This is a genomic window from Methylococcus mesophilus, from assembly GCF_026247885.1.
Taxonomy (GTDB): domain Bacteria; phylum Pseudomonadota; class Gammaproteobacteria; order Methylococcales; family Methylococcaceae; genus Methylococcus; species Methylococcus mesophilus.
In genome coordinates, this window is record NZ_CP110921.1 from 1148490 (window position 1) to 1174522 (window position 26033).

The following is a 26033-nucleotide window of genomic DNA, read 5'->3' on the forward strand; positions in this document are numbered from 1 at the left end:
TCAGGAGGGTTGCGCCGCAGGGATGTAGAAAAAGCCAATAGCGAGTATGCAGTAAACGCCGATCAGCAACAGACCCTCGAACCAGCTCGACTGGCCGTCTCGGACCAGGTCGCGTGTGACCACGACAGCGAGCATCACGGCGACGATCTCGAACTGGGAAAACAGGAGGTCCATGTCCTGTCCGATGAGCATGCTGAAGAACACCAAGACGGGCGCTACCAGCAGAGCGACCTGGGTGCTGGCACCGACGGTGACGCCCAGCGCCAGCTCCACTTGATTGGAGCGGGCGAACCGGATTGAATTGAAGGTTTCAGCCGCGTTGCCCACCATCGCCAGCAGGAAAACGCCGGCGAACAAGGGCGTCAATCCCATCGCATCGGCCGCCGGCTGGATCGCGTCCGTCATGATTTCGCTCATGACGCCCAGGGCGATGGTCACCACGGCGAGGACCGCGAGCGCTCGGTTCCTGCTCCATCCGAGCTCGCCGCCCAACGGCTCCGGCTCGGCCTTGCCTTTCTCTTCGAGCTCCTCGGCTGCCGCCGCGACACCGAAAACCGCCTTCTGGCTTCGCAGGGTCAGAATGATGCTGCCGCAGTACACGAAAAAGAGCACGGCGGCGATATGGACGCTGATTTCCTCGTCGGAACTCGCGCTGAAATGAAACACGGCAGGGATGATCAGCGCGATCGCCGCCAGCATCAGCGAACCCGCGTTGCGGCGCGCCGTCTTGGAATCGAATTGCTGCTCGCCCCATTTCGCACCGCCGGCGAACAGAGACAAACCCAGCCCAAGCAACAGATTTCCGATGATGGAACCGGTCAACGAGGCCTTGACGACGTCGACCAACCCTTGATGAAGCGCGAACAGTCCCACGATGATTTCGGGCGCATTCCCGAGGGTCGCACTGAGCAAGCCTCCGTAAGTGGGCCCCAGGTAGCTCGCGAGCGATTCGGTAGCATCGCCCATCAGCGCCGCAAGCGGCACGATCGCCAAGGCAGAAGCCAGGAACACCAGCGTCGGGTGGGCATCTCGCCAGTCCATGCCCAACGCAATCGGAATGAATACCAGCAACCAGTTCAGTCTCACATTCGGCTCCCAAGGCCCATGAAGAATATCAATATCCGTTCAAAAAACTATCACGCTCGGTGACTATAATCGCGCGATTTGAAAAATAGCTGAATGAGGCCGCGGATGAACCTGAATTGGCTGCTTGCGCTGATACCCGCGTCGGTCGCGCTCAACTGGGCCCATGCCGATCCGATCCTGGTTTTCCTCTGCTCCGCCCTTTCCATCGTTCCCCTGGCCGGCCTGATGGAAAAAGCCACGGATGCCCTGTCCGACTATTTGGGGCCCACTTACGGCGGACTGTTGAACGCGACCATGGGCAACGCTCCCGAGCTCATCATCGGCGTTTCGGCCTTGCGCAATGGACTGATCGACATCCTCAAAGCCTCTATCGCGGGCTCGATCATGGGCACCCTGCTGTTCGGCATGGGCCTTTCCCTCCTTGCCGGCGGGCTGCGCAAGCCCCGCCAGAGCTTCGACAGCGAGATGGTCTCGGTCAATGGCGCGCTGCTGATGCTCGGAACCTTCGGGCTCGTGATACCCGCAGTGTTCAAGTTCGGAGCCAAGCCCGACCAGGAAATCAGCCTGGAAATCTCCATCGTCCTGTTCGTGGTTTACCTCGCCAGCATGGTCTTCACCCTGATCACGCACCGGCCGGCGGTCGGCGCCCTCGCGGTAAAAGCAGAGCTGCAGGAAAAAGGAGACGCCGCGAAGACGGAAAAACCGGCGTGGAACCCCAAGACCGCCTTTTGGATACTCGGCGGGGTGGCCGTCCTCCTGGCGGTCGTGAGCGATGCGCTGACCGACTCCATCGACGACGCAGCGGACGCCATCGGCCTCACTCCCGTGTTTGCCGGTGTGTTTCTACTCTCCATCGTCGGCAATGTGGCCCAGTTCATGAATTCGACCTCATTCGCCTACCGGAACCAGATGACCCTGGCCCTGTCGGTCAACCTCGGCGCGACGACCCAACTGGTGCTGCTGGTCGCTCCGGTGCTGGTCATCGCCGGCAATCTCATGGGCATGAGCATGGACCTGCTGTTCACCCAGTTCGAACTCGTCGGCATCATCCTGTCGGTGACGGTCGCCCGGAACCTCCTGAGCGACCATACCTCGACCTGGCTCGAAGGCGTGATGTTGATCGGAGTCTACATGATGCTCGGCATCGGTTTTTTTTATGCACCTTCGCCCTGATCCACCGACCGATAACCTACATGAAACTCCAACGAAATCTTAACGCGGCTTGCAGATACTTATACGGTTCGTACTTGAAGGCCGCGCCATAACGTTACAGTAAGGTTAAATCGGCTCGTCGACGGCGTCTCGACCTTGGCTTCCTCCAGACAGGCATGTTAGCCTGAGAATGAATGTTACAGCCGGTTTCGAACGGCCGGCCCGTCAGTCAAAACGAACATGTCAAACCTCAAGGGAGCATCCGATACCATGGCAGATCAAACCGCGAACAGTACCAGCACCGATGCCGGCGAGGCCGAAGCCCTGAAATCAATCTCGGACGCGATGCGTGACGCCGTCCAGAACGCGACGGAAGACGCCGCAAAGGTGAGAGAGAAGCTGGCCGGCATGGACGTAGGACGCTCGCTGTCGCGCTTTGCCTACACCAGCTCCTACATGGTTTCCTACGGCATCGTTTACGGCACTGTCTTCATCGCCCGCGCCATTCCCCAGGACAACCCCATCGTCGAGGGATTCGTCGATGGCAGCCGCGCCGCTATCGATGCGCTGAACGAAGCCAAGGAAGCGCAAGCACCCGTTTCCGGCGCCTGAGCCGCGATGCCGGCCACGGGGCGGGATGACGCCCCTTTGTAAAAGGAATCATCGGAAATTCTCATCGATCAATCAGGACAGTTGATAATGCCCCAGCTCGCTTCCAACCCCAGCGCTCAGAAACTCTCCGGATCCAGTTGCATCACCGTCTCGTTTCCCGCGCCCGGAACCATTGCAATCCACGGTCAGGAAATGTTCGGCAATCCGGATACACCAGTCTGCCGAGCTTTCTTACGGCGGGTATTCCTGGTACCGGAAATCCGGGGAGCGACGATCAAGGCAGCACCGGCCTGTTGCGCCGAACTGCATTTCGACACGAAGCGTCATGCTGCGAAAGAAGTGCTGTGGCGGGTGGCGGACTGCCTGGTGGAAGACGGCGCCGCTCCGGCGGAGGGCGAAGCCGCTCCGGTTATTGCGCCGATGATTACCGCGCGCGACCGTCACGGTGTCGTGCATTACCATCGCTTCGGCAAGCGGGTCACCGGCTGGCAGGTCGTAAGCGACCACACCGGTTCGATCAGGCTGAAGAACCCCGTTCTGTACCGCAAGAATAATCTCTGCCAGGCCATCGAGCGGGAGCTGATGAGCATCCTGGGGGTCGACCGCTACAAGACGCACTCGCTGCGATGCACAGTACAGATCGACTACGATCCGCGCCGTCTGAGTCAGGCGAATCTCATCGAGATACTCGACAGTGCCCTGGAAACTGCAGAGCACCAGGAAGAACTCGACAAACTCGATCTCGACCTGACCATCTGCACCCTGTCCATTCCCCTCGCGGCGACAGCCCAATTCGCGGTTCCCGCCCTGCTTCCGGTGTCCGCAGCGGTATTCGCCTACACCTCGATCCCCTGCTTCCAGGGAGCCTACGAACTCATCTTCAAGGAAAAGCGGATCGGCTGCGACTTCTTGGATTCGATCGTCGTGCTCGGCTGCCTGGGCACCTTGCAGATCCTGCCCGGCGCGGTGCTCGCCTGGTGCCTGTCGTTCGGCCGGCTGTTGGTCAAGAAGACCGAAGACAACTCCAAGAAGATGCTGCTGAACGCTTTCGGCAAACAGCCTCGTTATGTCTGGCTGGTCAAGGACGGCGTAGAGATCGAGGTGCCCATGGACAAGGTCGAGAAGGGCGACATCGTTGCCGTCCACACCGGCGATACCGTGCCGGTGGACGGCCACATCGTCGAAGGCATGGCGATGATCGACCAGCACGCGCTGACCGGCGAATCCACCCCCGCCGAAAAAGGTGTGGGGGACAGGGTCTTCGCCTCCACCATCATGGTGGCCGGCAAGATTTTCGTCTCGGTCGAGCAATCGGGCAGCGAAACGGCCTCCTCGAAGATCAGCCAGATATTGAACGATACCGCGGGCTATAAGCTCTCCTCCCAGAACCGGGGAGAAAAGCTGGCGGATCAGGCAGCCGTTCCGACCCTGGTGGTGGGCGGCCTCGCGATGGCGGCCATCGGACCGGGCGGCGCAGTCGCCGCCCTGAACAGCGACCTCGGCACCGGCATCCGGATGGCGGCGCCGCTGGCCCTGTTGTCCTCCCTGGCCCTGTGTGCGCAAAAGGGCATCCTGGTCAAGGACGGCCGGGCGCTGGAACTCATGGGCAAGATCGACACCGTGTTGTTCGACAAGACCGGCACCCTGACACGCGAGTGCCCGGAGGTCGGCCGCGTCATCACGGCGAACGGCTTCGCCGAAAGCGAGGTGCTGATGTATGCCGCCGCCGCGGAACAGAAATTCCATCACCCCATCGCCCTGGCTATCCTGAACAAGGCGGAGGAATGGGGGATTGGGCTGCCGGCGACCGACGAAACCCAGTACAAGGTGGGCTATGGCATCGACGTCGGCGTGAACGGCCGGCGAATCCGGGTCGGCAGCCCCCGCTTCATGGAGATGGAGGGCATCGCGCTGACCCCGGAAATCAAGGAAGCGCTCGATGCCGCCCATCTCGAAGGCTACACGATGGTGATGGTCGCGATCGGCGACCGGATGGGTGGGGCGCTGGAACTCCGGGCCGCGGTCCGCCCCGAAGTGAAGGAAATCGTCGCCGGCCTGCGCTCACGCGGCGTCAAGCATCTGGCCATCATTTCCGGCGACCATGAAGCACCCACGCGCAAACTGGCCGAGGAACTCGGCATGGACCGCTATTTCGCCCAGGTCTTGCCGGCAGACAAGGCCGATTACGTGGAAAAGCTGCAGCAGGAAGGCCGCATGGTCTGCTTCGTGGGCGACGGGATCAACGACTCGATCGCGCTGAAGAAGGCCAACGTGTCGATCTCGCTGCGGGGCGCCACCTCCATCGCCACGGATACCGCCCACATCGTGTTTCTCGAGCAGGGCCTGGGCAAGCTCTGCGAACTGCGGGACATCTCCCGGGAGCTGGAGCGCAATATCGCGCGCAGTTGGGCTATGATCATCGCCCCCAACGTTGCCTGCGTCCTCGGCGTGTTCACCCTGGGCTTCGGCGTGGCAGCCTCCGTTTTCACCAATAACGTCGCGGCGCTCGCGGCGCTCGCCAACGGCCTGCTGCCCATGCGGAAGGTCGCCCTTCTGGAAGCCGAACGGCGCCATCAGATCGAACTCGAACTGAAGCGCGCGGGCTGTGCTAATGTAGATCGGTCTGGAATCCATGAAACCGCCACCGCAGCGGAAAGTGTCGACGCGACGGCGGAAATCGACGATGCCGACGACGGCAGACGGAGCGCGCTGGCGGCCTAGCGATCCGGTTCCGGCGCTCGTGCCGCCTCACCCATGCAGCGGCATCCGCGCTCTCGCTCTCATGCTTCGGAAATCTCCAACAGAGGATTGCCCATGTCCGAACCAAACACACCCGCATCCCGCGGACGCAGAAGCAAACCGGTACACGCCGCGGCCTCGGAAAGCGCAGGCGGCCGGCCGGCTCCCAGATTTCGCATATTCATCGTGGATACCGGCTGGACCTCCCCCGCCGCTCAGGTGATCCGGGACAATTTCGAGATGATCCGCTCATTCCAGGACGGCGACCCGCTCTACGTGCTTTCCCCGGAACAGTCCCGAGACATCGTCAAGCGGCATCCGCAGTTCATCGGAAAGGATCCTGTCCTCATCGTCCGCGACATGCATCGGTCCGGTCCGCGCGACGGCGGCGAATACCACGGATTCCATCTCAATCTGGGACTGATCCAAAAGCCCGTGCGGGCGCTGCACGCTCTGCAGGAATTCCTGCGCTTTCTGAACCTGCATCACGACAGCCCCAATATCGAGCGGGACATCAAGGACAGGCTGCACAAAGACGGGTTCATCGGTACGATCGAGGTGATCCGCGAGGGTGCCAAGGACGCCATGGGCGCCTGACGGAAACGTTCGACCCGCATTTTCACTACACCGAAACCGGAGGATAGACGCATGGAACAGGTGACGAACGCACTGACCACCGCCCTGGCGGCCGTTTTTCTATCGGCCATGATCATCGAAGTCCGGCGCCGCCAGAAGCAGTTGCAGGAGCTATACAACGTCCTCGATGAGCAGGATAAGCAGATCGTCGTGGAACTCGACCGCATGGTCGAGCTCGGCGAAATCGAGCCCTACGCCGATTAGCCGCATCTCAAACCAACAGCCCGACAAAAGACTGGTGTATGGCCGATAGCATCACGTTCGGTTCCAACTGGCTGCGCATCGAGGACGACTCGGTCTTTGGCCCCGGCCGCGCAAGGATTGCCCGCCGTTTTGCCCGGCAGGTCCTGGCCCTCCCGGAAGTCGAATCACTCGACCTGGCGCCGTCCCAAGGCAGGGCGCTCATAAGGCACCGCACCGCGAAAGGCGACCTTAGCGCATTCCGCCAACGTCTGGCCGCCGCCGTGGGCCCCGATAACGAAGGACTGGACGACCGCGATTTGCCGCATTGGCCGGTGGATTCCTCGCTGACGCTGCATCGGCACGAGGGCTTGATTTCGCTGTTCCGGATCGAAGCTGTCGATGACGGCTGGCTGGAATTGCGTCATCCCCGCCTGAAGGGAAATTCCCGGCTCCTCCGAAACATCGAAACCGGGCTGGGCGCACTCGATGCCGTCAGGCGGGTCTCCGGCAACGCCGCTTCCGGATCCATCCGGATACGTTATGACGCCGAGTCGGCAGAACCGTTGATCCTTGCGCGCTTGGCCGAGGGGCTGCTGACGGGTCAAGTGGCATCGCGTGTTCCCGAACCCGCGACAGTGGACTTCCGGGTCGCCAATGCCGGCATCGGACTCGGCGCCGTTGGGGAATTGATGCTGCCGCTTGCGACGCCGGTCGCGGCGGGCCTGCTGGTCGCGAGCAATCTCAAGGTCTTGCAGGATGCGGGCAAGCAGATCGGCCGCGGAAAACTGGGCGTGCCGGTGTTTCACACCGCCCTGCTCGCCTGCTCGATCGCCACCGGCCAGGTTCTCGCCTACGCCCTGACCGAATGGTCTCTGCGCTACTGGCAGCGGAACTGGCGGAAAAATCTGGCATGGGAAACCCATGCGCTCCTCGAGGACACCCTGCCACTTCCGGCACAGACCGTCCTGCTGGATACCGATGGAAGCGAGTCTCTGATCGCCGTGGCCGATTTGCGCGCCGGCGACCGCGTCAAAGTCCCGGCATCGGAAGCCATCCCGGTCGACGGGGTCATCGTCGCCGGCCAGGCCCTTGTCCAGGAAACCAGCCTCCGCGGAAGCCGGGGCCTGGTGCGGAAAATCCCCGGCGACGAAGTCTTCGCCGGAACCGTCGTCATCAACGGCTCCCTGGAAATCGAAACCGTCCGCACCGGACCGGACACACGGGCGGCCGGGCTTACGAGATCCGTTCTCGAAACCGCCACACTGATACCCTCCGACCGGGCCATGCGGCGCGAAGCCGAAGACTTGGCGGAACGGACGGTGCTCCCCACGTTGGCCACCGCCGGCGTCGGCTGGGCCGCGGGCGACCTGATCACGGTCGGTGCCATCCTGCACCAGGACTGGGTCAGCGGACCCGGTATGGCTCTGCCGATGCAGGCACTCCGGGACATGCGCCTGGCCCTGCACAGCGGTGCCCTGCTCAAATCGGCTTCGGCCCTCGCCCGCCTGAAGGACAGCGACTTCCTGGTGATCGACGGCGATCTGCCCGGCCTTCTCAGTCCGCAACTCGAACTGACCGAAGTGGCCAGCCAACTACCGGACACTGACACGATCCTGCGGCATGCCGCTGGCGCCGGACTCTTCCTCGGCGACGAGCGCGCGGAGGCGTTGGCCCAAACCTGCCTCCAGCGTGGGCTGGTCGTCCGCGAGCCGGAACTGCTGTCCCTGGAGGCCAATGCGGTGGAGGTGCGGATCGGCCGCCATACCGTCAGCCTGGTCGGCGATCCCAGCCGTTCCACGACGGCTCCGGCGCCATTGCTGATGCGCATTGACGGCGCCGACGTCGCCGAGCTGCGGTTCGCTTACTCACCCCTGCCTCGCGCGGCCCATACTCTCGCCCGTCTCCACGCGCTCGGCATGCAGCAGATATTCGTCGTCTCGTCCCGTCCCGACGCTGAAGCCGCCGAACTCGCGCGGCGCCTCGGCGCCGATCTTTCCGGCGGCGGACTGAACGCGGAGCAGAAGATCCGCTTTCTCCAGGGGCTGAAAAAACGGGGCGTGCGCGCCGCGCTGATCGGCGACTTCGGCAGGGATCCGGATGCTGCGGGCGAAGCCCATGTCGCCGTCGCGTTCGGAAGCCGGGCAGCTGACGGCGGCCCCTGCGACATCGCGATCCTGGGCGAGTCGCTCGATCCCCTCGTCGATTTGATGGAGCTGGCCCGTGGCCACGACGCCAACGTCGTTTCGGCCTGCCGCATGGCGGCGATCCCGAATCTGCTGTGCATCGCCGGCGCCTTCGCCGGCCTGCTCAACGGCATCACTTCCGGAATCATCGCCAACATCGGCGTCATGAACGTCGACCGCCGCATGCGGCGAGACCTGCAGGCGGCAAGAACCCGCCGCGTTCCGGTTCTGCGCTGACCCGTTTTTCGGCGGGGGAAGCAGGCCGCCTCCTCCCCGCCCCGTCTTGCGGACACGCATGAAACACCTCATCCCAGCCGAACCGCCGAGCCATTACGAGGCGGAACAGATCCGGGCCATCGCCGCCTGGAAACGGCGCAAGCCTCATCTGGCGAGCCCGCTCCTGAACCGCGCGCAACGGCCGCTGGTCCGGCTGAGCCGGAAGATCGTACCCGCCCCCGCCTCGCGATTCGCACTCGACGCCCTCAACGGAGTCGCCGAACAACTGGTACGGGACGATTGGATCCTGCGCCACAGCGGATTCCGCAGCCTGGAAGAAATCGGCGCGCAATCGCTGGAATTCAGCGACCGCCTGGCCGACAAGGTCATCGAAGAAGGACTCAAGCTCGCCACCGGGGTGGGAGCGGTGACCGGCACCGGCAGCCTGGGTACCGTCGTGGTGGGCGTTCCGGCATTGCTGGGCGTGGCCCTGCGCCTGATCCACCGCGTATCCCAGGCTTACGGCTATTCCACGGAGTGTACGGGCGACCGCAGCTTCATGCTGCACATCCTGGCGCTGTCCACCGCCAGCACATCCGAGGAACAGTCGCGCGCCATGGAGAACTATCATTGGCAGCTCGAGCATCACCTCGTCGGCGACGCCGTGAACGATGCGGCGCTGGCAGTGCTGCAGCGGATCGTGCTCGGCCGCAAGCTCGCATCGTTCGTTCCCGGCCTGTCCGTTGTGCTCAATGCCTACGCCAATCGGTCCTTCAGCCGGCGCGCCGGCCTCGCCGCCAAACGCGTTTACCAGGAACGCTGGCTGCTCGATCACGGCAGGATCCCAGGCTGGATCGTGCCTGCGTGAGTCCGGGTTGAGCGGTGCCGGCTGCGGAATGTAACATGCTGGGCTCAACCTTCAAGCCGTATGAACATGACCGAAACTCCCCACTCCGGACGCAAATCCCCAAGGCCGCGTAGCAAGCCTGGCGCCGCCCCGGCCCCATCCGAACCCCGCGGACGGGAGGCGGGCGAGGCGTCCCTCGAAAAGAGCCTCGAGACGCTGGATGCCCTCGCCATCGAACAGAAAACCGAACAGCGGATACGCCGCATGCCGCATGATGTGGCCTGGCTGCTGATCACCGCCGGCGTCGTCGGGCTGGTCACGCCAGGCGTGCTGGGCCTGCCTTTCCTCGCCATGGGCGGATTGGTATTGTGGCCCGGCAGCAGCACGCGCCTCGAACATTGGCTTAACGGGCGGCCGCCGCGGCTGCTGAAAGGCAGCATGAAACAGATAGGCCGTTTTCTCGACGACCTGGAACGACGCTACCCGCCATCCGCCCGCTAACCTTCCCTGCCCCGGAGTTTCCGGGTCCGGTTCACCTTCGAATCGACCGATGCTGAGCTACCGTCACGGCTTTCATGCCGGCAATTTTGCCGACGTCCTCAAGCATGTCGTGCTGACGCAGACCGTCCGTTCGCTGCTGCGCAAATCGGCGCCGTTCTTTTTCCTCGATACCCATGCCGGAGGCGGCCGTTACGACCTGGAGTCGGCCATGGCGAAGCAGAACCGGGAGCACCGGAGCGGAATCGAACGCTTGTGGAAGCTGCCCTCGGCTCCGCCCGAGCTGGAGGACTACCTCGCCGCGGTGCGGGCGCTCAATCCCGGCGGCAGACTGCGGCTTTATCCGGGATCGCCGCTCATCGTCCGGCATTTTCTTCGCGGCGGAGACCGGATGGCCCTGTGCGAGCTGCACGGCACGGAAGTCCAGTCGCTGCGTTCCGTCTTCGCCGGCGAACGCCGGATCACGGTCAACCAGATCGACGGTTACCAGGGCCTCAAAGCCTTTTTGCCTCCCCCCGAGCGGCGCGGCCTGGTGCTTTGCGATCCGCCGTTCGAGCTGCGCAACGAGCGCGAGCGGATGGTGGAAGCCGCGGCGGCCGCCTGGAAACGCTGGCCCACCGGCATGTTCGCCTACTGGTACCCGATCCAGGACCGCCGTACAGCCGACTGGTTGCGCCGGAAATTCCGCCAGACCGGAATCGGCCGGTTGCTTGCGATGGAGCTGTCGGTGCTGCCGGAGACCGGCGAAAAGGGGATGAGCGGCAGCGGCATGATCGTAGTCAACCCGCCGTGGCGTCTGGATGAGCAGATGAAGACCCTCCTACCCTGGCTGCACGCAACCCTGAGCCCCCAAGGGGAAGGCGGCTGGCGTCTGGAGTGGCTGGCGGGCGAACCGGACTAACGAGGCGCGGAAGCGGACCGTCGAACCCGCCTCCGCCTCCGGCTCAGTGCAGCTTGATCTTCGGCCGCAGCTTCTGGCTGAAGAAATGGGCGATCATGATCAACCCGACCCGGAACGGCCCGAACAGGGCATTCTGGTGCATCTTGTAAAGGCTCAGGTAGACCAGGCGGGCGATCACCCCTTCGATCATCACGCTGCCCAGGAGGTTACCCATCAGGTTGCCCACCGTGCTGTATTTTCCCAGGGAAACCAGGGAACCGTAGTCGCGGTAGCGGTAATCGGCCAGCGCCTTGCCGGCCAGGAGCCGCAGAATGTTCTTGTAGGCCGTGTCGGCCTGCTGATGGGCCGACTGGGCGCGTGGCGGCACCGTGGCGTTCTTTTCCGGCCAGGGGCAGGCGCTGCAGTCTCCGATGGCAAAGATGTGGTCGTCCCGTGTCGTCTGCAAAGTCTGGCGCACCACGGCCTGATTGATGCGGTTGGTTTCCAGATCGGTCTGCGCCAGGAAGTCCGGCGCCTTCACCCCGGCCGCCCAGACTTTCAGCGCGGCGGGGATGAATTTGCCGGTCTGGGTGAGGACCCCGTCCGGCCGCGCCTCCACCACGCGCTCGCCAAGGTGCAGCTCCACGTCGAGCGACAGGAGCTGCTTGACCGTGGACTCCGAAAGGCGCGGCGGCAGCTCCGGCAGCAGCCGGGGCGCGGCCTCGATCAGATGAATCTTGATGTCCGACGGTTTGACGTTGTCGAGGCCGTACGCGGCCAGCAGCCGGGTGGCCTGATGCAACTGGGCCGAAAGTTCGATGCCGGTGGCACCACCGCCGACGATGGCCACGTCTAGCTGGCCGGCCTGCTTCGCGCCTCCCATTGCATGGGCGCGCATGTAGGCTTCCAACAGGCGGCGGTGAAACTGCTGAGCTTCTTCCGCGGTATCCAGGAAGATGCAGTTCTGCGCCACGCCGGGCACGCCGAAATCGTTGCACACGCTGCCGACCGCGATCACCAGGATATCGTAGGGATAGGAACAGGCGGGGATCACCTCCTCGCCCGCGACATTGAGCGTCGGCGCGAGCTTTACCTGTTTAGCCGCACGGTCCAGGCCGTTCATGCGTCCCAGGACGAAACGGAAATGGCAGGCGTTGGCCTGCGCCAAGTAATCCAGCTCGTCGTCGTTCACGTCCATCGTGCCCGCCGCGACTTCATGCAGCAGAGGTTTCCAGATATGGGTGGGGTGGGCGTCGATGAGGGTCACCTGCGCCTTTCCTTTCCTGCCGAGAGTTTTGCCCAGTTTGGTTGCCAGTTCCAGGCCACCGGCGCCGCCGCCGATGATCAGGATGCGCGGTACGGGTTCCTTATTCTGTTTTTGTTGCATGAATCCCCTTCCATTCTTAGGTTGAGTCCGAAAAAGTTTAAACCCCGCGCTGGTCCCTGTCTCCTTCGCCGTGGCCGGGCCCGAACAGCTTGCGAAAACGCCGGCGCGAAGGCTTTCCGGCGAATGCCGCGAAACCTTCCCCGAAAGCCCGGCGGCAGCGCGACTGGCGCCCCTCCATATAACCGACCAGGACGCCCATCGCCAGCAGGGTTTCGAGCGGCTGGCCGTCCTGTTTCAGGGTTTCCGCCAGGTGCAGGAGGCGGGCGCGCTGAACGGCCGTGTCCTGGAATTCGCCGAGGACGTCCTGCAGCTTCTTCAAGTGGGTGATGAGATCCCGGAGTTTGCCATCGTCCCGGAGCGAAGCCGAAAATTCCAGCAGATAGCGCAGTTTCTTGCCTTGCTTCCGCAAGGCGTGGAACGCCTCCTGCGGACTGTCCGGCCCGAGCACCGCCCCCTCCCGCAGCATCCGCCGGTAAAGCTTCCAGATGCGCCGGCCGCAGACCTCGCCGGCGGCAGCGCGGGCATTGGGCGCCGATGGCCGTTTCGGCGCGGGCCGTTCGAGGAACCGGCGCCAGCTTTCGATCGCGCGCCGGTAATCCTTGTGCCGCAAACGATCCGCCACGATCCGGTGAGCGGACGCCGCCTCCCGCTCGAGATAGACCTGCAACGGCGCCAAGGCCGGCCTCAGCGACTCGGGCAGCACCGAATGGTAGAGCGGCAGATCGGCGAGCATGACGTGGCAATCCCGCAGCGGGCCGGTCAATTCGCCCAGCCGTCCGAGCCGGTCCAGCCAGCGGCGGACCTCCCGTTCGGGGAATAGGCCTTTCAGCTGCCCCAGCAAGGTCCGGCTGCGGCGCAGGGCCACACGGTAATCGTGCAGGGCCTCGGTATCGCGGTTTTCCAGTATCCCGGTTTCGCTCGACTCCATGCGATCGAGACACTGCAACGCGAACCGGCGTACGACGGCATCGGCACGCCCCGCCGCCGCCGGTCCTGTGCCGGCCCTCCCCGTGTCCTTTTCAGTCTGCTGCATCACCCTACGCTCCTCGAGCAACATACGGTTTCGGCGCCGGCCCGCGGGCGGAAAGCATCAGTTCTGCTAAGATTGCGGGAGAGCCACACGCAGACCGATTATGGAAGCGATCTCCCGCGCACGGCAACCGGCAGTGCCCGCTCGCCCCAGAGCCCGCGTCTCCACCCGCCCCGAAACTGAATGAAGCACACGCACTACCAGTCCGACGCCTCGAAATTGGAGGCCGAGCAACTTCACCAACTGTTCGAGCAAGGTTATCCCGCCCAGGCGGAAAACATCCGCAAGGCCCTGAACCTCGCCATCGACGCGGCGGCCAAGGATTCCGAACCCCGGCCGCGCGGGGTCGACGTCGGGCATATCCTGCTGGACCTGAAGGTCGATGCCCACAGCGTCCAGGCGGCGCTGCTGGCGGACCCCTATCTGCGGGAGACGCTTCCGGCAGAGTTCGTCCGGGTCCATTTCGAAGAAGAGACCGTCCGCTTGCTGGAAAAGGTCAACTGGCTCAATACCTTCAACGAATATTCGCTGCAGGAAAACCCCGGCCCCGAACAGGCCGAACTGCTACGGCGCATGCTGCTGTCCGTGGTCAACGACGTCCGCGCCGTGCTCATCCGGCTCGCCTACCGGGTGCAGCGGATGCGCATCCTGAAATACCAGGACGACGGCGTCCGCGAGTCCATCGCCCGCGAAACCCTGGAACTTTACGCCCCCCTGGCGCACCGCCTGGGCGTCGGCCAGCTGAAATGGGAGTTGGAAGATCTGTCGTTCCGCTATCTGCATCCGGACGAATACCGCACGCTAGCCAAGTCCCTGAGTACCAACCGCGCGGAGCGCGAAGTCTATATCCAGAATTTCATGAGCCTGCTGCGGGAAGAACTCAAGAAACTCGATGTCAATGCGCGGGTCTCGGGCCGTCCCAAACATCTCTACAGCATCTGGAAGAAGATGGAGCGCAAACACGCCCAACTGGCCGATCTGTACGATCTGCTGGCGGTGCGGGTCATGGTGGACAGCATTCCCACCTGCTATACCGTGCTGGGTGCAGTGCACGGCTTGTGGCCGCACATTCCCAAGGAGTTCGACGACTACATTGCCAATCCCAAGGACAACGGCTACCAGTCGCTGCACACCGTCGTCATCGGTCCCGACGACCGTCCGGTGGAAGTCCAGATCCGTACCGCGGCAATGCATGAATTCGCCGAATACGGTGTCGCCGCCCACTGGCGCTACAAGGAAGGAGGCAGCCAGGACGCGGCATTCGACCGCAGCATCGCCTCCCTGCGCCGCCTGCTGGAAAGCGAGGAGGACAACGATTCGCTGCTGCAAGACTTCCGCGAAGAGCCTTTCGGCGATGCGATCTTCGTGCTCACGCCGCGCGCCCAGGTCATCCGTCTGGTCAAAGGCAGCACCCCGGTCGATTTCGCCTACGCCATCCACTCGGAAGTGGGCCATCGCTGCCGGGGCGCCAAGGTCAACGGCGTCATGGTGCCGCTGACCCACCCGCTGAAATCGGGAGACAAGGTCGAAATCCTCACCGCCAAGCAGGGCGGCCCGACCCTGGGCTGGCTCGATCCACGCCTGGGGTACGTGCGGACCGCGCATGCGCGCGGCAAGATCCGGCAGTGGTTCAAACAGCAGGACCACGACAAGCATCTGCGCGCGGGCAAGGCCATACTCGACAAGGAAAAGCACAAGCTCCAGACCCGTGACATCGACCTGGACACCCTGGCCCGCCATTTCCACCTGCCCAGGCCCGACGACGTCCTGCTCGGCATCGGCCGCGGCGACATCGGTCCCGGCCAACTGGCCGCCGCGCTGCAAGTGCCCGGATTCCAGCCGCCGCCGCCCGCCCCGCAGCGGAAACCGGCGCCCGCGGCCGTCCCCGGAACCGGCGAAGTGACCGTGCAGGGCGTCCGGAACCTCCTGACCCATTTCGCCCGCTGCTGCTCGCCGATTCCGGGTGATCCGATCATCGGCTACATCGGCGTGGGCCGCGGCGTGACCATCCACCGCCAGGACTGCCCCAACGTCGTCCAGCTACCCTTGGGCAAACGAAACCGTCTGATCGACGTCGCCTGGGGGGCGGAAACACGGGTGTTCCCGGTCGAAATCGAAGTCCGCGCATTCGACCGCAAGGGACTGCTCAAAGACGTCACCCAGGTGCTGGCCCATGAACACATCAATATCGTGCGGACTTATACCGAAACCAATCCTCGGGATCAGGGCGTCGTCATGGACATCACGATCGAAGTCCACGACCTGAGCCAGCTCAGCACCGCGTTGGAGAAAATCGGGCAGATTCATAACGTGCAGGAGGCGCGGCGGAAATTGCACGGCTGATGCATGGCTCCCCGCAGAGCCTTGGCACACGACATCGGTGTGCCGCCCCCGATTGTCAACTTTTGGCCGGAAATGGCCCGAACGGGAACCTCATGGATACGGCTTGGCCTGATCGCTAGTCGGGCAAAAGCCAAGTCGTCGCCCCGGCATGGACTCACGGCAGGCCATCCTGCCTTCCGCCCTTCGGGTAAACGCACAAATCGGCAGCAAAGCCGAATTGCACGCGTAGCGCCCGATGGGAGCGGCACAGAGATGTGCCGCATAAAATCCGCTCCCGGCGGATTGATCTGGCAATCCCTGCCAGAATGACGGGCCAGCGAGTCGGACAAAGCCCCCCTGTATCTCTCAATCTTTGAGAGTCCCCCACCCAGGCCGGGCTGTTTCCGCGAAGAATCATATTTGCTGCAAATCAATATCCTGTGTTACAAAACGAGCCTCCCATCGGCGGGAATATCGTCTCGCCGCTTCCCCTTGAAAACCCCCGCAGCTTCGGCTAGTCTCTCGAAAAAATGCTGATATGTGATTTTTCCTAATCACATATTACATTTCTGTGCAATTGTTTTCCCAGTACAGACTTCAAACGATAGGAGACCTCGGATATGCGCGACGGATTTCGGCTATTGCGGACAATCGGGCTGGCGCTGGTTCTGGGAGTGCCGAGTTTCGGGGTCTGGGCGGCGGAGACGGAGGCCACGATGCCGCCGGAGCTCCAGTCGGCCGTAAGTGCCGACCTGAGGAAAATCGCGGCGGCGGAAAGAGGCTACGCCTCACTCATCCGGACAATGGCCTCGCGCTGCGCTTCGAGGAAGGCGCGGTCGCCGTCAGCCCGCTCCAGCCACGGAACAGCACAGAACATAAAGTTTCTGACTGGCACTGGGGCCTGAAGCTCATCGGCTACGGCACGCCGAGCGCGATCCGGCCGGTCGCTCCCGCCCAAGCCGTCGCGGCGGAACGGCGGCTTGAATACCGCCGCGGCGCCGTCGCCGAATGGTACGAAAACCGTCCGGAAGGGCTGGAGCAGGGCTTCACCCTGGCGGAACCGCCCGCCACCGGCGCGGAAGACCTGGTGCTCAGCCTGGCGGTGGAAGGCGGCCTGCAGCCCTCACTCGATCCCGCCGGCCGGGCCGTCGCCTTCCGCGACGCCACCGGTGCCGCCGTCCTGCATTACAAGGATCTCCAGGTGACCGACGCCGCCGGCAAATCCATCCCGGCCCGCCTCGCCCTGGCCGGGGACGGCGTGCAAATCCATGTCGACGCCCGGGGCGCCGTCTGGCCCATCGTGGTGGACCCGTTGGTCAGCAGCCAGCAGATCGTAGCCGCCTCGGATGCGGCGACGACCACGACCTTCGGCTTCTCGGTCGCCGTGTCCGGTGACACGGCGCTGGTGGGGGCGGCCTTTGCCAATTACGGCGGTTTCACCACCGCCGGTAAAGCCTACGTCTATGTCCGCTCCAGCGGCGGCGTCTGGTCACAGCAGGCCATTCTGAACGCCTCGGACCCTGAGGTGGACGCCAAATTCGGGAGCTCGGTCGCCCTGTACGGCGATACCGCCCTGATCGGTGCACCCTACGCGACTTCCAACAGTTCAACCTGGGCCGGACAGGCCTACGTCTTCATCCGTTCCGGCACCACCTGGACCCAGCAGGCCCTGTTGTACGCCTCGGACCAGACGGCGAACGCCTTCTTCGGGTGGTCGGTGGCCCTCTCGGGCGAAACCGCCCTGGTAGGAGCTTACCAAGCGAACTCCGGCGGCAAAAGCAAGGCGGGCCAAGCCTACGTCTTCACCCGTTCCGGAGCGGTATGGACCGAACAGGCCATTCTGTACGCCTCGGACCGGAGCCCGGGATTCAATTTCGGCAATGCCGTGGCGCTGTCCGGCGACACGGCCCTGATCGGTGCGTATAGCGCCACATACCCCTCTAGCCCTAATCTCGCCTATGCGGGAAAGGCTTATGTGTTCGTCCGCTCGGGGACCGCCTGGACCGAGCAGCAGGCCTTGCCGCCGCCGGATCCCCAGCAGCTGGGTCGATTTGGCTATGCAGTGGCCCTGTCCGGCGATACCGCCCTGATATCCCAGCCTTACAGGAATACGGTCGGGCCCCTCGGTGCGGGGGAGGTCTTCGTCTTTGCCCGCTCCGGCTCGTCCTGGAGGCAGCAGCAAATCCTGTACGCCTCGGATGCGGCGGGCAACGCCTATTTCGGCAATGCGCTGGCCCTGTCCGGCGACACCGCCCTGGTGGGGGCGTACAACGCCAACTCCCCCATCGCCAGCGGCGCCGGCAAAGCCTATGTTTTTGCCCGCTCCGGCACGACCTGGACCGAACAGAAGATCCTCTACGCATCGGATGGGGCCTACGGCGACAATTTCGGCAACTGGGTGGCCCTGTCGGGCAATACGGCTCTGGTGGGAGCGCCTTACGGATATTCGGGCGGCAACGCCGACGCGGGCAAGGCCTATTTCTACACCTTCCCCTGTGCCTTCGGTACCGGCGTCGTCGCCACCGGTAGCCCCTCCACTTCGCTGTGGAAGATGATCGCTCTCCCCTGTAATCCTCAAGACCCCTACGTTGGCTATACCTTCGGTGACCTGGATTCGACCTATGCCAATTTTAGTAGCGCTGGATGGAATAGCACCTGGGGGCTATACACCCGCAATGCCGCCACCGACGCCTACGCCTTTTCCAACCTCGGTGCCATTGTCTCCCCTGGCACCGGCTACTGGCTCAAGAGCTATAACAGCCCCACGTATGGAGCCGTCGTCATCAACGGCAGCGCCACCCCGGTAACCACCAGCGCCCAGTGCGCTTCGGCCAACGGCTGCTACTCCATCACCCTCACCAGTACCGCAAGCGCCTCCGGCCTGATGAATCTGGTGGGTAATCCTCTGCCTTATGACATCGACTGGGCCAACGTCCGGCTGCTGGTCGACGACGTTGCGGTCTATGCACCGGTCGCGGCCCAGATCGGCAACCTCATGTCCAAGAGTTTCTCCATCTGGAACGGCACCAGTTACGACACCTACGACGACGTGACTCCCGGCCTGACCGGCGCGCTGAAGGTATTCCAGTCGTTCTGGGTCAAGACCCTGCCCGGCTCGAGCGGCCATACCCTGAAGCTGCTGATCCCCGCGAAGCCCAGTACCACCAGCCAGGCCTTCCCCATGCCCAGCCAAACCCTGGCGGCCGGCACCCTGCCCTGGTACCTTGGCTGGCTGGACTGGGTGGTGGCGCCGGTTAAGGCCGAAGAAGCCGGGCTGGCGGTCGAAGCCCAGGGTGCCGGCATGAAAGCCCAAGGCCTGGCCGCCCGCGCAGCGACGCGGCGCAGCCACGCCTCCGCCCTGGCCAGTCTCAAGGCCTGGTACGTCCGGCTCAAGCTGGACAACCCTGCGCTCGGCTACAAGGACAGCGGCAACATTCTCGGCCAACTGCCCGACGCCAAAGCGGGCTACGACGCCTACGATCTGGCCGAGCCGGCGCCCTTCGCCGCGCCCTACCTCACCCTGGTGTTCCCGCACAAAGACTGGGGCGACAAGGCCGGCGCCTATGCCAGCGACTACCGGCCGGCCAAAGGCCTGAAGGCCATGAGCTGGGACATCGAAATCCGCGCCGATCAGGCGGGGTCGGAAGTGCGGGTGAGCTGGCAGGGCGACCCGCGGATCCTGGCCCGATCGCGGCTGACCGACCTGAGCAGCGGACAGACCTACTCGGTTGGCGACCCCGACCTCGTCGCCAACGGCGTGGCGGTATTCCTGGCCGACAAGGTGCAGCGCCTGCGCTGGCGTTACCTCGGCGGCCTGGGCAAACCGTAATGGCGGATCGCCTGCCGGCTCCGCCCGCCGGTGGTAGCTCCGCACGCGCAGCGTAATCGGAGGGAATGCTGTTTCTCACAAACCTCGACAAGGAAATGCCCACATGACCGACAACACCGAAATCCAAGGCATGGATCCAGCGCTCGACACTTGCGAGGGGCCCGACCGCCGCGAGGTGCTGGAGAAGCTCAAACTGATCGCCGCCTACACCCCGCCGGCGATGCTCACCCTCATGCTGTCGCAGCGTGCCTCGGCTTTTTCCACCCCGCCTGCGCCGCCGGCTTCGTTCTGAACGCCTACCGTCCGGCAGGGGATGCCCATGCTGCAAGCCACATTGGGCGCAAGCGCCGTCCTCGCCCAGCCCGGCGACCGACGCCTGTGCATCCTCAACCCGCTCGCGGCTTGGCTGTGGGAAGCGCACCAGGCCGGCTACGGAGTCGATCGGATGGCGCAATTGCTGGCGGCGCGGTTCGCCCTGACGGAAGACGAGGCCAGGACGCAGGTCGAAGCGATGGTCGGGCACTGGGACCGGGCCGGCCTGCTCGGCGAACCGGGCCCGGACCCGATGGGCGGACCCGCTGCCGTTCCCCGGACCGGACGGTTCCCTGCCCAGAGGCAGCCTGACGAGGCGACACCGGTCCGGTACCTTCGCCTGGGGGACAGGCAACTCGGCCTCGCCGTCGACGACGCCGTCGTGGCGGCCCGGCTGGCAAAGCTGCTCGGCTCTCCAGGCAGCCCTTCCGATGCCGCGGTGTCTCACACCGTGCATCTGGCCGGCACGGCCGAAGACTGGACGCTGTGGCTCGACGCCGAGCCTTCGGTTTCCGGCACCGGGGCCGACGCCGCCCTGGTCGAAACCTTCCACGCCCTGTGTGAGCTCGCCTCCGCCGCCGAAGAACGGCTGATCGTGCTGCACGGCGCGGGGCTGGTGGTGCGGGAGCGGATTGGCGTGGCGCTGATCGGGCAGGGCGGCGCGGGCAAGACCACCCTGGCGGCGGCGCTCAACGCCGCCGGGCACGTGCTGCTGAGCGACGATGTGGTACCGGTGAACGCCGAAGGGAAGCTGGTAGGCTTGGGCTCAAGCATCTGCCTGAAACCGGGCAGCTGGCCGGTGCTCGCGCCGCTGCGGCCCGACCTGGACACGGCCGAACCGCTGCTGCGCTTCGGAGAGCGGGTGCGGTATCTGCCGCCCGCCGGCCCGGCACCGGAGGCGCCGGTGCCGCTCCGCCTGTTCCTGTTCCCGAACTACCGGCCGGACGCCGAACCCGCATTGACGCCGCTGTCTCCCGAGAGCGTGCTGCACGGGATCGTCACGGCCGAGGCGGTGATCCGTCACCTCACCCAGGACAAGCTCGACGCCCTGGCGCGCTGGGTAGCTTCGGCACCGGCCTTCGAACTGGTCTACCCCGACCTGGACAGCGCGCTGGAGCTGGTGGAGGAGGCCTTGGGGGCTGTGCCTTAAGCTGCCGGCCCTATTGCCTTCCCACCAACCGCTGCCAGATTCTTGGCCAATAGCGTTGCCAGAGCGGAAACCGCTGGTGACTCCCGTTTCCGACTCAAGCGCGCCTACGGAACCGGAGCACCAAGTACAGCAACGCCACGACCAGAATCAAAACGGTCGCGACCGTAGCCCAGGGCGGGAAATAATAACCAGCTCCACCGCCATAGCGGGCATGCAGAGCCACGCCTCCGATGTCCACGAAATCCTCGGTGCCAAAGGGCGCGGCCTGGGCGGTCACGAAAAAGACGACGTCATCATGCTTAGGCGGCGAGGCCGTCGGCGTCACGACGGCCTGGATGAGCCTGGCGCAGTCGTGCACATCCAATACGAACTTGTCTTCGCTCAGCTTGACGTTCCAGTCAGGAATCTGATTCTCGACCCGGAGGCGGATTGTGGCCTTTACAGGCAAGGTATTTTCGACGCGGAAATCGAACTTCGCCGGAGAGGATGTGTCATGGACGCGGACGTTTTTCTGAGCGACATTGGAACGGTTCCCGAAGTGGGTATCGTAGCCGTAGTCGATGGTGGCGAGGATACATCCATGAAACTCGCCGGTAGGCAGGTCCGGCGGTGTCCATGCAATCGAGATTTCTCGCGTCTCCCCGTTTGCGATATCGACCACCTGGCTGCCCAGGTCGTAAAAGGTGGGGATGCCTGCGGTGAAGGGATAGAATCCAAAGCTGATCCGGACCCGCTGGACATTTCCGGGTCCGTTATTGTGAATGCGGGCATAGATGCGATCCGCCACCCCGGAACTGATATTGCGCCCGCCGCGTTCGCTCTCGGTTTCGACGGCGTGAGAGTAGTACCACGGGTCGCTGGGATTGGGGTGCGCGCTGCCGTCGAATCCCAGAAAGGTCAGATCAGCCACCCCTCCTTGGGAGCCATCGGACAGGTTATGAAAGGCCTGGTAGGCGTCGATCTCCCCAAAGCCCCAATGGTTGTCCCAGGTTGCGGCCGGCTGCGGATAGGCGACGGCGGTATCGGCGGTATCCCGAGCCTCGGCGCTGCGGATCAATAAGTCCTTGACGTTGCCGGCGGCGGCGTTGTCGAAATCCCTCAGCTGGGAGTTATAGCCGAAGGCAAGCGCAGCGAGTCCCGCCGTGGCGGCGGTCGCAGCCGAATTGGAGGGAAGCCACATGGACCCGCCCATCGGAAAGACGACCTCGGGCTTGAGTTCGTCCAGAGGGTCGTCGTCCAGATCGTTCGCGCGGGGTCCCTGAACCGTCGTGGCAGTGTCGTTGGCACGCTCGACCGTGTTATGAATGTCCGCCGTGGCCACGGCGAGGGCCCGGGTCGCCGCGCCCGGCGTGAGGACCGGCGAGTCCGCGGCATTGTCGCCCGAACCGGCGACCACGAGAACCCCCATCCCCGAGACCAAGTCGACGAGTTGGTTCCAGCTTTCGCGACCGTCGGCCGCCCCGCTGAAAGCCGCCGAGATGGAGACGACATGGATCTGCCAGGTGCGGTGCATCTCGTAGACCTTTTCGAGAGCACGGACGTACGCCGCGGGATCGGGTCCGGAACCGTCGCCGATCTTGATGTCGATGAGCCCGGCCCCGCGGGCGATACCGTTGGCCGGATCGTAGATCAGTTCAGCCATGTAGCCGGCATGATCCTGTGCGGGGGGTTCGGCGGACGGATTCTCTACGGAATCGGTCAAGGCGTTATAGCCGTGCCGGAACGAAGCGTCGTAGGCAACGCCTACCCCGGTATCGAGAATCGCGACGTTGGCACCGCTTCCATTCAGAGTGGCAGGCCAGCCGAAGCCGCTTTCCAGGGTTTGGGCATAGGTCGTGCTGGCGCGGACCTTGGCCGCCTGGTAAACGTCCCAGGTCCAGCGACCCTTCTCGGCCAGTTCCACCATCGCGACTTCGGGCCGCGCTCCGATTTGCCTGGCTTCGTCGCGGTCGATACCCGTAACGACCACGAGGCTTAGGTATTTGCCGACATACCTGACGTCGCCCAGAGTCTTGAGATAAGCGATGAAGGGACTCGAGGCAGGGTTTCCGACGCATCCGTTCAAATCCACGATGACAGCCGTCGAATCGGTACGGGCTTCGATCAGATCGTCCACGAAATTGTCATTGGTATCGCGAACCCAATGGCGCAGCTTGCCGTTGTCCTTCCATGCCGTCGGAGTCCAAGGAGTCGCTGCTGCGGGGCCCGAGGCAGCGACAAGGAAAAACACGGCTGCGCCTAGCGCGGCGCGAGCACGAAAGATAAGCGCTGGTTTCATGATGAGGCCTCCTTTGGTCCGACCGGAAATCGAACAAATTCAGCTTGCGCTGCACAGGGGCGGCGAAACCCGCACGCAGCTTGAAGGAATGGGTTTCGCTGGGAGTATTTTCACCCAGCTAGAATTTAAATATGGACGGGAAAATCGTATTGTCAAACAGTAGAATAAGATATCCTGCAGTGCTCGCCAGCCGCTTCGATATCCACTTCCAGCGGTTGGGAATCAGGATTCCTATCGGGCGAAACCGGCGCTCTACTATAAAAATTTAAAATAAGTAATGACGAAATAAAAGAAAGCCGGGCACAAAGGCCCGGCAATAGCGAATTCCTTGTCTGAAATTTTCCGTCCGTTGGGATAATAATATTATCTCAGGTTCATGCAGTTGGCATAATACGTCACGGTTGCCGGCCAATCGGAGAAAATGCCCAGGATGCCGACGTCCTTGGCCAACACGTCCAGCACGCGCATCATGTCGCCTTCGTGATGGATTGCCGAGTCGAAAGTCTGGTAATAAAAGCCGTTGTTGCCGTCCGCGAGGATGCCGGAACGCTCCAGGGTCCAGGTGATGATGTCCAGACCGGCACGCCTCGCGTTCCTGGCGTACTCCGACGCCACGATGTTCCCGGCGGCATCCGCGTCCAGCAGGGCGAAGATCGGCGGCGCGACGATGTTGATGCCATCGGCCTTGTACTGCGCCAGTTCGACGGCATCGGGCAGGTCTGCCACCCCCTCGGCGTCGTCCAGGTACACGGCCTGCCTGCCGAACGCGGGCTCATGCTGGATCCAATACAGGACGTCCGCCTTGTTGAAGGATTGGGCAAAGACCCTGCTGGCCGGAACCAGCGCTTCCTTGTACTCGTCGATCATCTTCTGGGCGTAGTCTTCCTGGCTGAAGCCGTCGAAAGGCATCGCAACGCTCGGGCTCTTGAGCTCGGGCGTCATCTTCACGCCCAGCTTCTTGAACAGCGCGATGCTTTCCTTGTGAGTCATCAGCGTGCCGCTGGTGGGACCGGCGTAAACGTCCGTGCGCCAGTTGGCCGTGCCGCCCTGGAATTCCGCCGGGGTCTTCGCCCTGGGGTTGAAGGCGTCCATCTTGCCCCGGAGCGTCTTGAATTCTGCCAGGGTAATGTCGCTGGTGCGGCATTCCGCGCTGGCCGCCGTCAGCAGGTTGCCGCTGGCATCGAAGGTGGCGGGGGTGAAGGGCTTGGTACACTTCGCCGCCAGCTCCGGGATGGTGAGGATGTTGGTGGTGGTGTGCAGATCGTTCTGCGCGTGACGGCAGACCAGTTCCTTGTCCCTGGTGAAGGTCACGTCGCATTCGACGATGCCGGCGCCCATGCGTGCCGCCGCCTCGTAGGACTCCCTGGTGTGCTCGGGGAACTGCATCGCCGCGCCGCGATGACCGATGGAGAAATCGGTCTTCTTGAACGGACCGCCGGAACATTTCAGCAGTTTGGTTTTCAGCTTGCCGTCCGTCATGTCATTGACCAGGAAGAACGGACGCGGCCCCAGTTGCACGCTCTCTCCGAGCGCTGGCTTGCCGGCCATCGCATCGCAAGAGGCCCCAGCTACGAATGACGAGCCCACGAGCAAGGCTAGCACCCGACGTATTTTCGACATGTTCATCTCTCCGATTTCGCGCTGATCATCAGCCGATGCTGGTCATGCCCGCATCCGGAAAAACGGAAGGGAGGGAAACCGCATATCGGCCGTCGTTGGGATGGCTGGAACGGCTCCGTCGATGATGCATGCGGACGTCCGGCGCCATTCGGCCCGGCGGGCCGGGTCGAATCGGCCGCTACGGTAAACGGTGTAAATGTCAGGCTTATGACCGGCGGCCGGAAGCCGGTATGGCAGAGTGTTGCGATGGGGTGCTATCCCTTGACCCCACCTTGCATCAAGCCTCCGATGTAATAGCGCTGTACCGCCAGGAACAGAACGATCGCCGGCAGCACGGTAAGCGCCGCGCCCGCCATCATCAGCTCCGTATCCACCGCGTGTTCGCCCATCAGGTTGGCCAGCGCCACCGGGAGAGTATGAAGACGGCTGTCGCCCAGAACGATCAGCGGCCAGAGAAAATCGTTCCAGCTTCCCAGGAAGGTGAAGACCGCAAGAGTGATCAGAATCGGCCGGCACAGCGGCAGGACCAGCGACCAGAAGATTCGCAACTCCCCTGCCCCGTCCAGCCTCGCCGCATCGAGCAAGCTCTGCGGAAGCGACAGCGCATACTGCCGGACCAGGAAAATTCCGAAGATGCTGGCCAGCCCAGGAACGATCACTCCGGCGTAGGTATTGATCAGGCCGAGATGCTTCAGGAGCAGGAACAAGGGCAGCATGGCCACTTGGCCGGGAATGACCATGGCCGCCAGCAGCGTCCGGAACAGCGCATCGCGCCCTGCGAACGGCAGGCGGGCGAAAGCATAGCCGGCCGCGGCGTTGATCAGCACCGACAACGCGGTGACTGCGGCGGCCAGCACCAGGCTGTTCAGCACGTACCGCCCCACCGCAAGCCGGTCGAACAAGTCCCGGTAATGCTCCAGCGTCGGCGTATGGGGCCAGGGCGGTGGCGGGTAACGCATGGCTTCGGCCGACGGCGTCAACGACACCGAAACCATCCAGACCAGCGGAAACAGCGTCGCCGCGGCCGCCGTCAGCAGCACGAGATAAAACCCCGCCGAAGACAAACGCATCAG

Annotated in this window: 19 protein-coding genes; 13 read left to right on the top strand and 6 right to left on the bottom strand. The window is 63.7% G+C overall.

Translation table 11 applies throughout. The features are described from left to right. On the bottom strand, window positions 1-1086 hold the full coding sequence (gene cax / locus OOT43_RS05170; RefSeq protein WP_266023706.1) for a calcium/proton exchanger: 1086 nt from the start codon (window positions 1084-1086) through the stop codon (window positions 1-3). 105 nt (window positions 1087-1191) lie between these two features. On the opposite strand from cax (OOT43_RS05170), the gene cax (OOT43_RS05175) reads away from it, so the two are divergent. From cax (OOT43_RS05175) to OOT43_RS05215, 9 genes are all read left to right on the top strand, one after another. Then, entirely contained in the window at window positions 1192-2259 is a 1068-nt protein-coding gene (gene cax, locus OOT43_RS05175) for a calcium/proton exchanger (protein ID WP_266023707.1), read from the top strand. Window positions 2260-2508: 249 nt separating this feature from the next. Beyond that, window positions 2509-2850 carry a hypothetical protein gene (locus OOT43_RS05180; protein ID WP_266023708.1) on the top strand — a complete coding sequence of 114 codons (342 nt, stop codon included), beginning with the start codon at window positions 2509-2511 and terminating at the stop codon, window positions 2848-2850. Window positions 2851-2937: 87 nt separating this feature from the next. Further along, window positions 2938-5571: a heavy metal translocating P-type ATPase gene (locus tag OOT43_RS05185; protein ID WP_266023709.1), complete on the top strand. Its 2634-nt coding sequence runs from the start codon at window positions 2938-2940 to the stop codon at window positions 5569-5571. Window positions 5572-5775: 204 nt separating this feature from the next. Beyond that, complete coding sequence (locus OOT43_RS05190; RefSeq protein ID WP_266023710.1) at window positions 5776-6186, top strand: hypothetical protein; 411 nt, start codon at window positions 5776-5778, stop codon at window positions 6184-6186. A gap of 51 nt (window positions 6187-6237) precedes the next feature. After that, window positions 6238-6429, top strand: a complete 192-nt coding sequence (locus tag OOT43_RS05195) for a hypothetical protein (RefSeq protein WP_266023711.1) — start codon at window positions 6238-6240, stop codon at window positions 6427-6429. Window positions 6430-6467: 38 nt separating this feature from the next. Then, a complete protein-coding gene (locus OOT43_RS05200; protein ID WP_266023712.1) occupies window positions 6468-8828 on the top strand; it encodes a P-type ATPase in 2361 nt (786 codons plus the stop codon). A gap of 58 nt (window positions 8829-8886) precedes the next feature. After that, window positions 8887-9675: an EcsC family protein gene (locus OOT43_RS05205; protein WP_266023713.1), complete on the top strand. Its 789-nt coding sequence runs from the start codon at window positions 8887-8889 to the stop codon at window positions 9673-9675. A 66-nt stretch (window positions 9676-9741) separates the two neighbouring features. Next, on the top strand, window positions 9742-10155 hold the full coding sequence (locus OOT43_RS05210) for a hypothetical protein (protein ID WP_266023714.1): 414 nt from the start codon (window positions 9742-9744) through the stop codon (window positions 10153-10155). 49 nt (window positions 10156-10204) lie between these two features. Further along, window positions 10205-11053, top strand: a complete 849-nt coding sequence (locus OOT43_RS05215) for a 23S rRNA (adenine(2030)-N(6))-methyltransferase RlmJ (RefSeq protein ID WP_266023715.1) — start codon at window positions 10205-10207, stop codon at window positions 11051-11053. Between the two features lie 43 nt (window positions 11054-11096). On the opposite strand, the gene OOT43_RS05220 is transcribed toward OOT43_RS05215, so the two are convergent. Further along, the gene (locus OOT43_RS05220) at window positions 11097-12419 is read right to left on the bottom strand and encodes an NAD(P)/FAD-dependent oxidoreductase (protein ID WP_266023716.1); all 1323 of its coding nucleotides are present in this window, start codon (window positions 12417-12419) and stop codon (window positions 11097-11099) included. Window positions 12420-12456: 37 nt separating this feature from the next. Then, on the bottom strand, window positions 12457-13452 hold the full coding sequence (locus OOT43_RS05225) for a CHAD domain-containing protein (protein WP_266023717.1): 996 nt from the start codon (window positions 13450-13452) through the stop codon (window positions 12457-12459). A 180-nt stretch (window positions 13453-13632) separates the two neighbouring features. On the opposite strand from OOT43_RS05225, the gene OOT43_RS05230 reads away from it, so the two are divergent. The 4 genes from OOT43_RS05230 (at window position 13633) to OOT43_RS05245 (ending at window position 21062) form a co-directional block, all read left to right on the top strand. Beyond that, on the top strand, window positions 13633-15792 hold the full coding sequence (locus OOT43_RS05230) for a RelA/SpoT family protein (RefSeq protein ID WP_266023718.1): 2160 nt from the start codon (window positions 13633-13635) through the stop codon (window positions 15790-15792). 550 nt (window positions 15793-16342) lie between these two features. Further along, on the top strand, window positions 16343-19600 hold the full coding sequence (locus OOT43_RS05235; protein WP_266023719.1) for an FG-GAP repeat protein: 3258 nt from the start codon (window positions 16343-16345) through the stop codon (window positions 19598-19600). A 103-nt stretch (window positions 19601-19703) separates the two neighbouring features. Continuing rightward, complete coding sequence (locus OOT43_RS05240; RefSeq protein WP_266023720.1) at window positions 19704-19892, top strand: hypothetical protein; 189 nt, start codon at window positions 19704-19706, stop codon at window positions 19890-19892. Between the two features lie 27 nt (window positions 19893-19919). Then, window positions 19920-21062 carry a PqqD family peptide modification chaperone gene (locus tag OOT43_RS05245; RefSeq protein WP_266023722.1) on the top strand — a complete coding sequence of 381 codons (1143 nt, stop codon included), beginning with the start codon at window positions 19920-19922 and terminating at the stop codon, window positions 21060-21062. A 94-nt stretch (window positions 21063-21156) separates the two neighbouring features. Here OOT43_RS05245 and OOT43_RS05250 read toward each other — a convergent pair whose 3' ends face one another. The 3 genes from OOT43_RS05250 to OOT43_RS05260 all read right to left on the bottom strand — a co-directional run bounded on the left by OOT43_RS05250 (window position 21157) and on the right by OOT43_RS05260 (window position 26030). Beyond that, window positions 21157-23340, bottom strand: coding sequence for a S8 family serine peptidase (locus OOT43_RS05250; protein WP_266023724.1), 2184 nt, complete (start codon window positions 23338-23340; stop codon window positions 21157-21159). A 363-nt stretch (window positions 23341-23703) separates the two neighbouring features. Further along, window positions 23704-24960: a glycerophosphodiester phosphodiesterase family protein gene (locus OOT43_RS05255; protein WP_266023725.1), complete on the bottom strand. Its 1257-nt coding sequence runs from the start codon at window positions 24958-24960 to the stop codon at window positions 23704-23706. A 254-nt stretch (window positions 24961-25214) separates the two neighbouring features. Then, the gene (locus OOT43_RS05260) at window positions 25215-26030 is read right to left on the bottom strand and encodes a carbohydrate ABC transporter permease (RefSeq protein ID WP_266023726.1); all 816 of its coding nucleotides are present in this window, start codon (window positions 26028-26030) and stop codon (window positions 25215-25217) included. Window positions 26031-26033 lie beyond the last annotated feature (3 nt).

What these genes read in the sequence shown, in the direction of transcription:
- OOT43_RS05245 (WP_266023722.1), top strand. Translation starts at nt 19,920, where the DNA reads ATGCTGCAAGCCACATTGGGCGCAAGCGCCGTCCTCGCCCAGCCCGGC.
- OOT43_RS05250 (WP_266023724.1), bottom strand. Translation starts at nt 23,340, where the DNA reads ATGAAACCAGCGCTTATCTTTCGTGCTCGCGCCGCGCTAGGCGCAGCC.
- OOT43_RS05185 (WP_266023709.1), top strand. Translation starts at nt 2,938, where the DNA reads ATGCCCCAGCTCGCTTCCAACCCCAGCGCTCAGAAACTCTCCGGATCC.
- OOT43_RS05210 (WP_266023714.1), top strand. Translation starts at nt 9,742, where the DNA reads ATGACCGAAACTCCCCACTCCGGACGCAAATCCCCAAGGCCGCGTAGC.
- OOT43_RS05205 (WP_266023713.1), top strand. Translation starts at nt 8,887, where the DNA reads ATGAAACACCTCATCCCAGCCGAACCGCCGAGCCATTACGAGGCGGAA.
- OOT43_RS05255 (WP_266023725.1), bottom strand. Translation starts at nt 24,960, where the DNA reads ATGTCGAAAATACGTCGGGTGCTAGCCTTGCTCGTGGGCTCGTCATTC.
- OOT43_RS05260 (WP_266023726.1), bottom strand. Translation starts at nt 26,030, where the DNA reads ATGCGTTTGTCTTCGGCGGGGTTTTATCTCGTGCTGCTGACGGCGGCC.
- OOT43_RS05225 (WP_266023717.1), bottom strand. Translation starts at nt 13,452, where the DNA reads ATGCAGCAGACTGAAAAGGACACGGGGAGGGCCGGCACAGGACCGGCG.
- OOT43_RS05200 (WP_266023712.1), top strand. Translation starts at nt 6,468, where the DNA reads ATGGCCGATAGCATCACGTTCGGTTCCAACTGGCTGCGCATCGAGGAC.
- cax (WP_266023707.1), top strand. Translation starts at nt 1,192, where the DNA reads ATGAACCTGAATTGGCTGCTTGCGCTGATACCCGCGTCGGTCGCGCTC.
- OOT43_RS05180 (WP_266023708.1), top strand. Translation starts at nt 2,509, where the DNA reads ATGGCAGATCAAACCGCGAACAGTACCAGCACCGATGCCGGCGAGGCC.
- OOT43_RS05195 (WP_266023711.1), top strand. Translation starts at nt 6,238, where the DNA reads ATGGAACAGGTGACGAACGCACTGACCACCGCCCTGGCGGCCGTTTTT.
- OOT43_RS05215 (WP_266023715.1), top strand. Translation starts at nt 10,205, where the DNA reads ATGCTGAGCTACCGTCACGGCTTTCATGCCGGCAATTTTGCCGACGTC.
- OOT43_RS05230 (WP_266023718.1), top strand. Translation starts at nt 13,633, where the DNA reads ATGAAGCACACGCACTACCAGTCCGACGCCTCGAAATTGGAGGCCGAG.
- OOT43_RS05220 (WP_266023716.1), bottom strand. Translation starts at nt 12,419, where the DNA reads ATGCAACAAAAACAGAATAAGGAACCCGTACCGCGCATCCTGATCATC.
- OOT43_RS05240 (WP_266023720.1), top strand. Translation starts at nt 19,704, where the DNA reads ATGACCGACAACACCGAAATCCAAGGCATGGATCCAGCGCTCGACACT.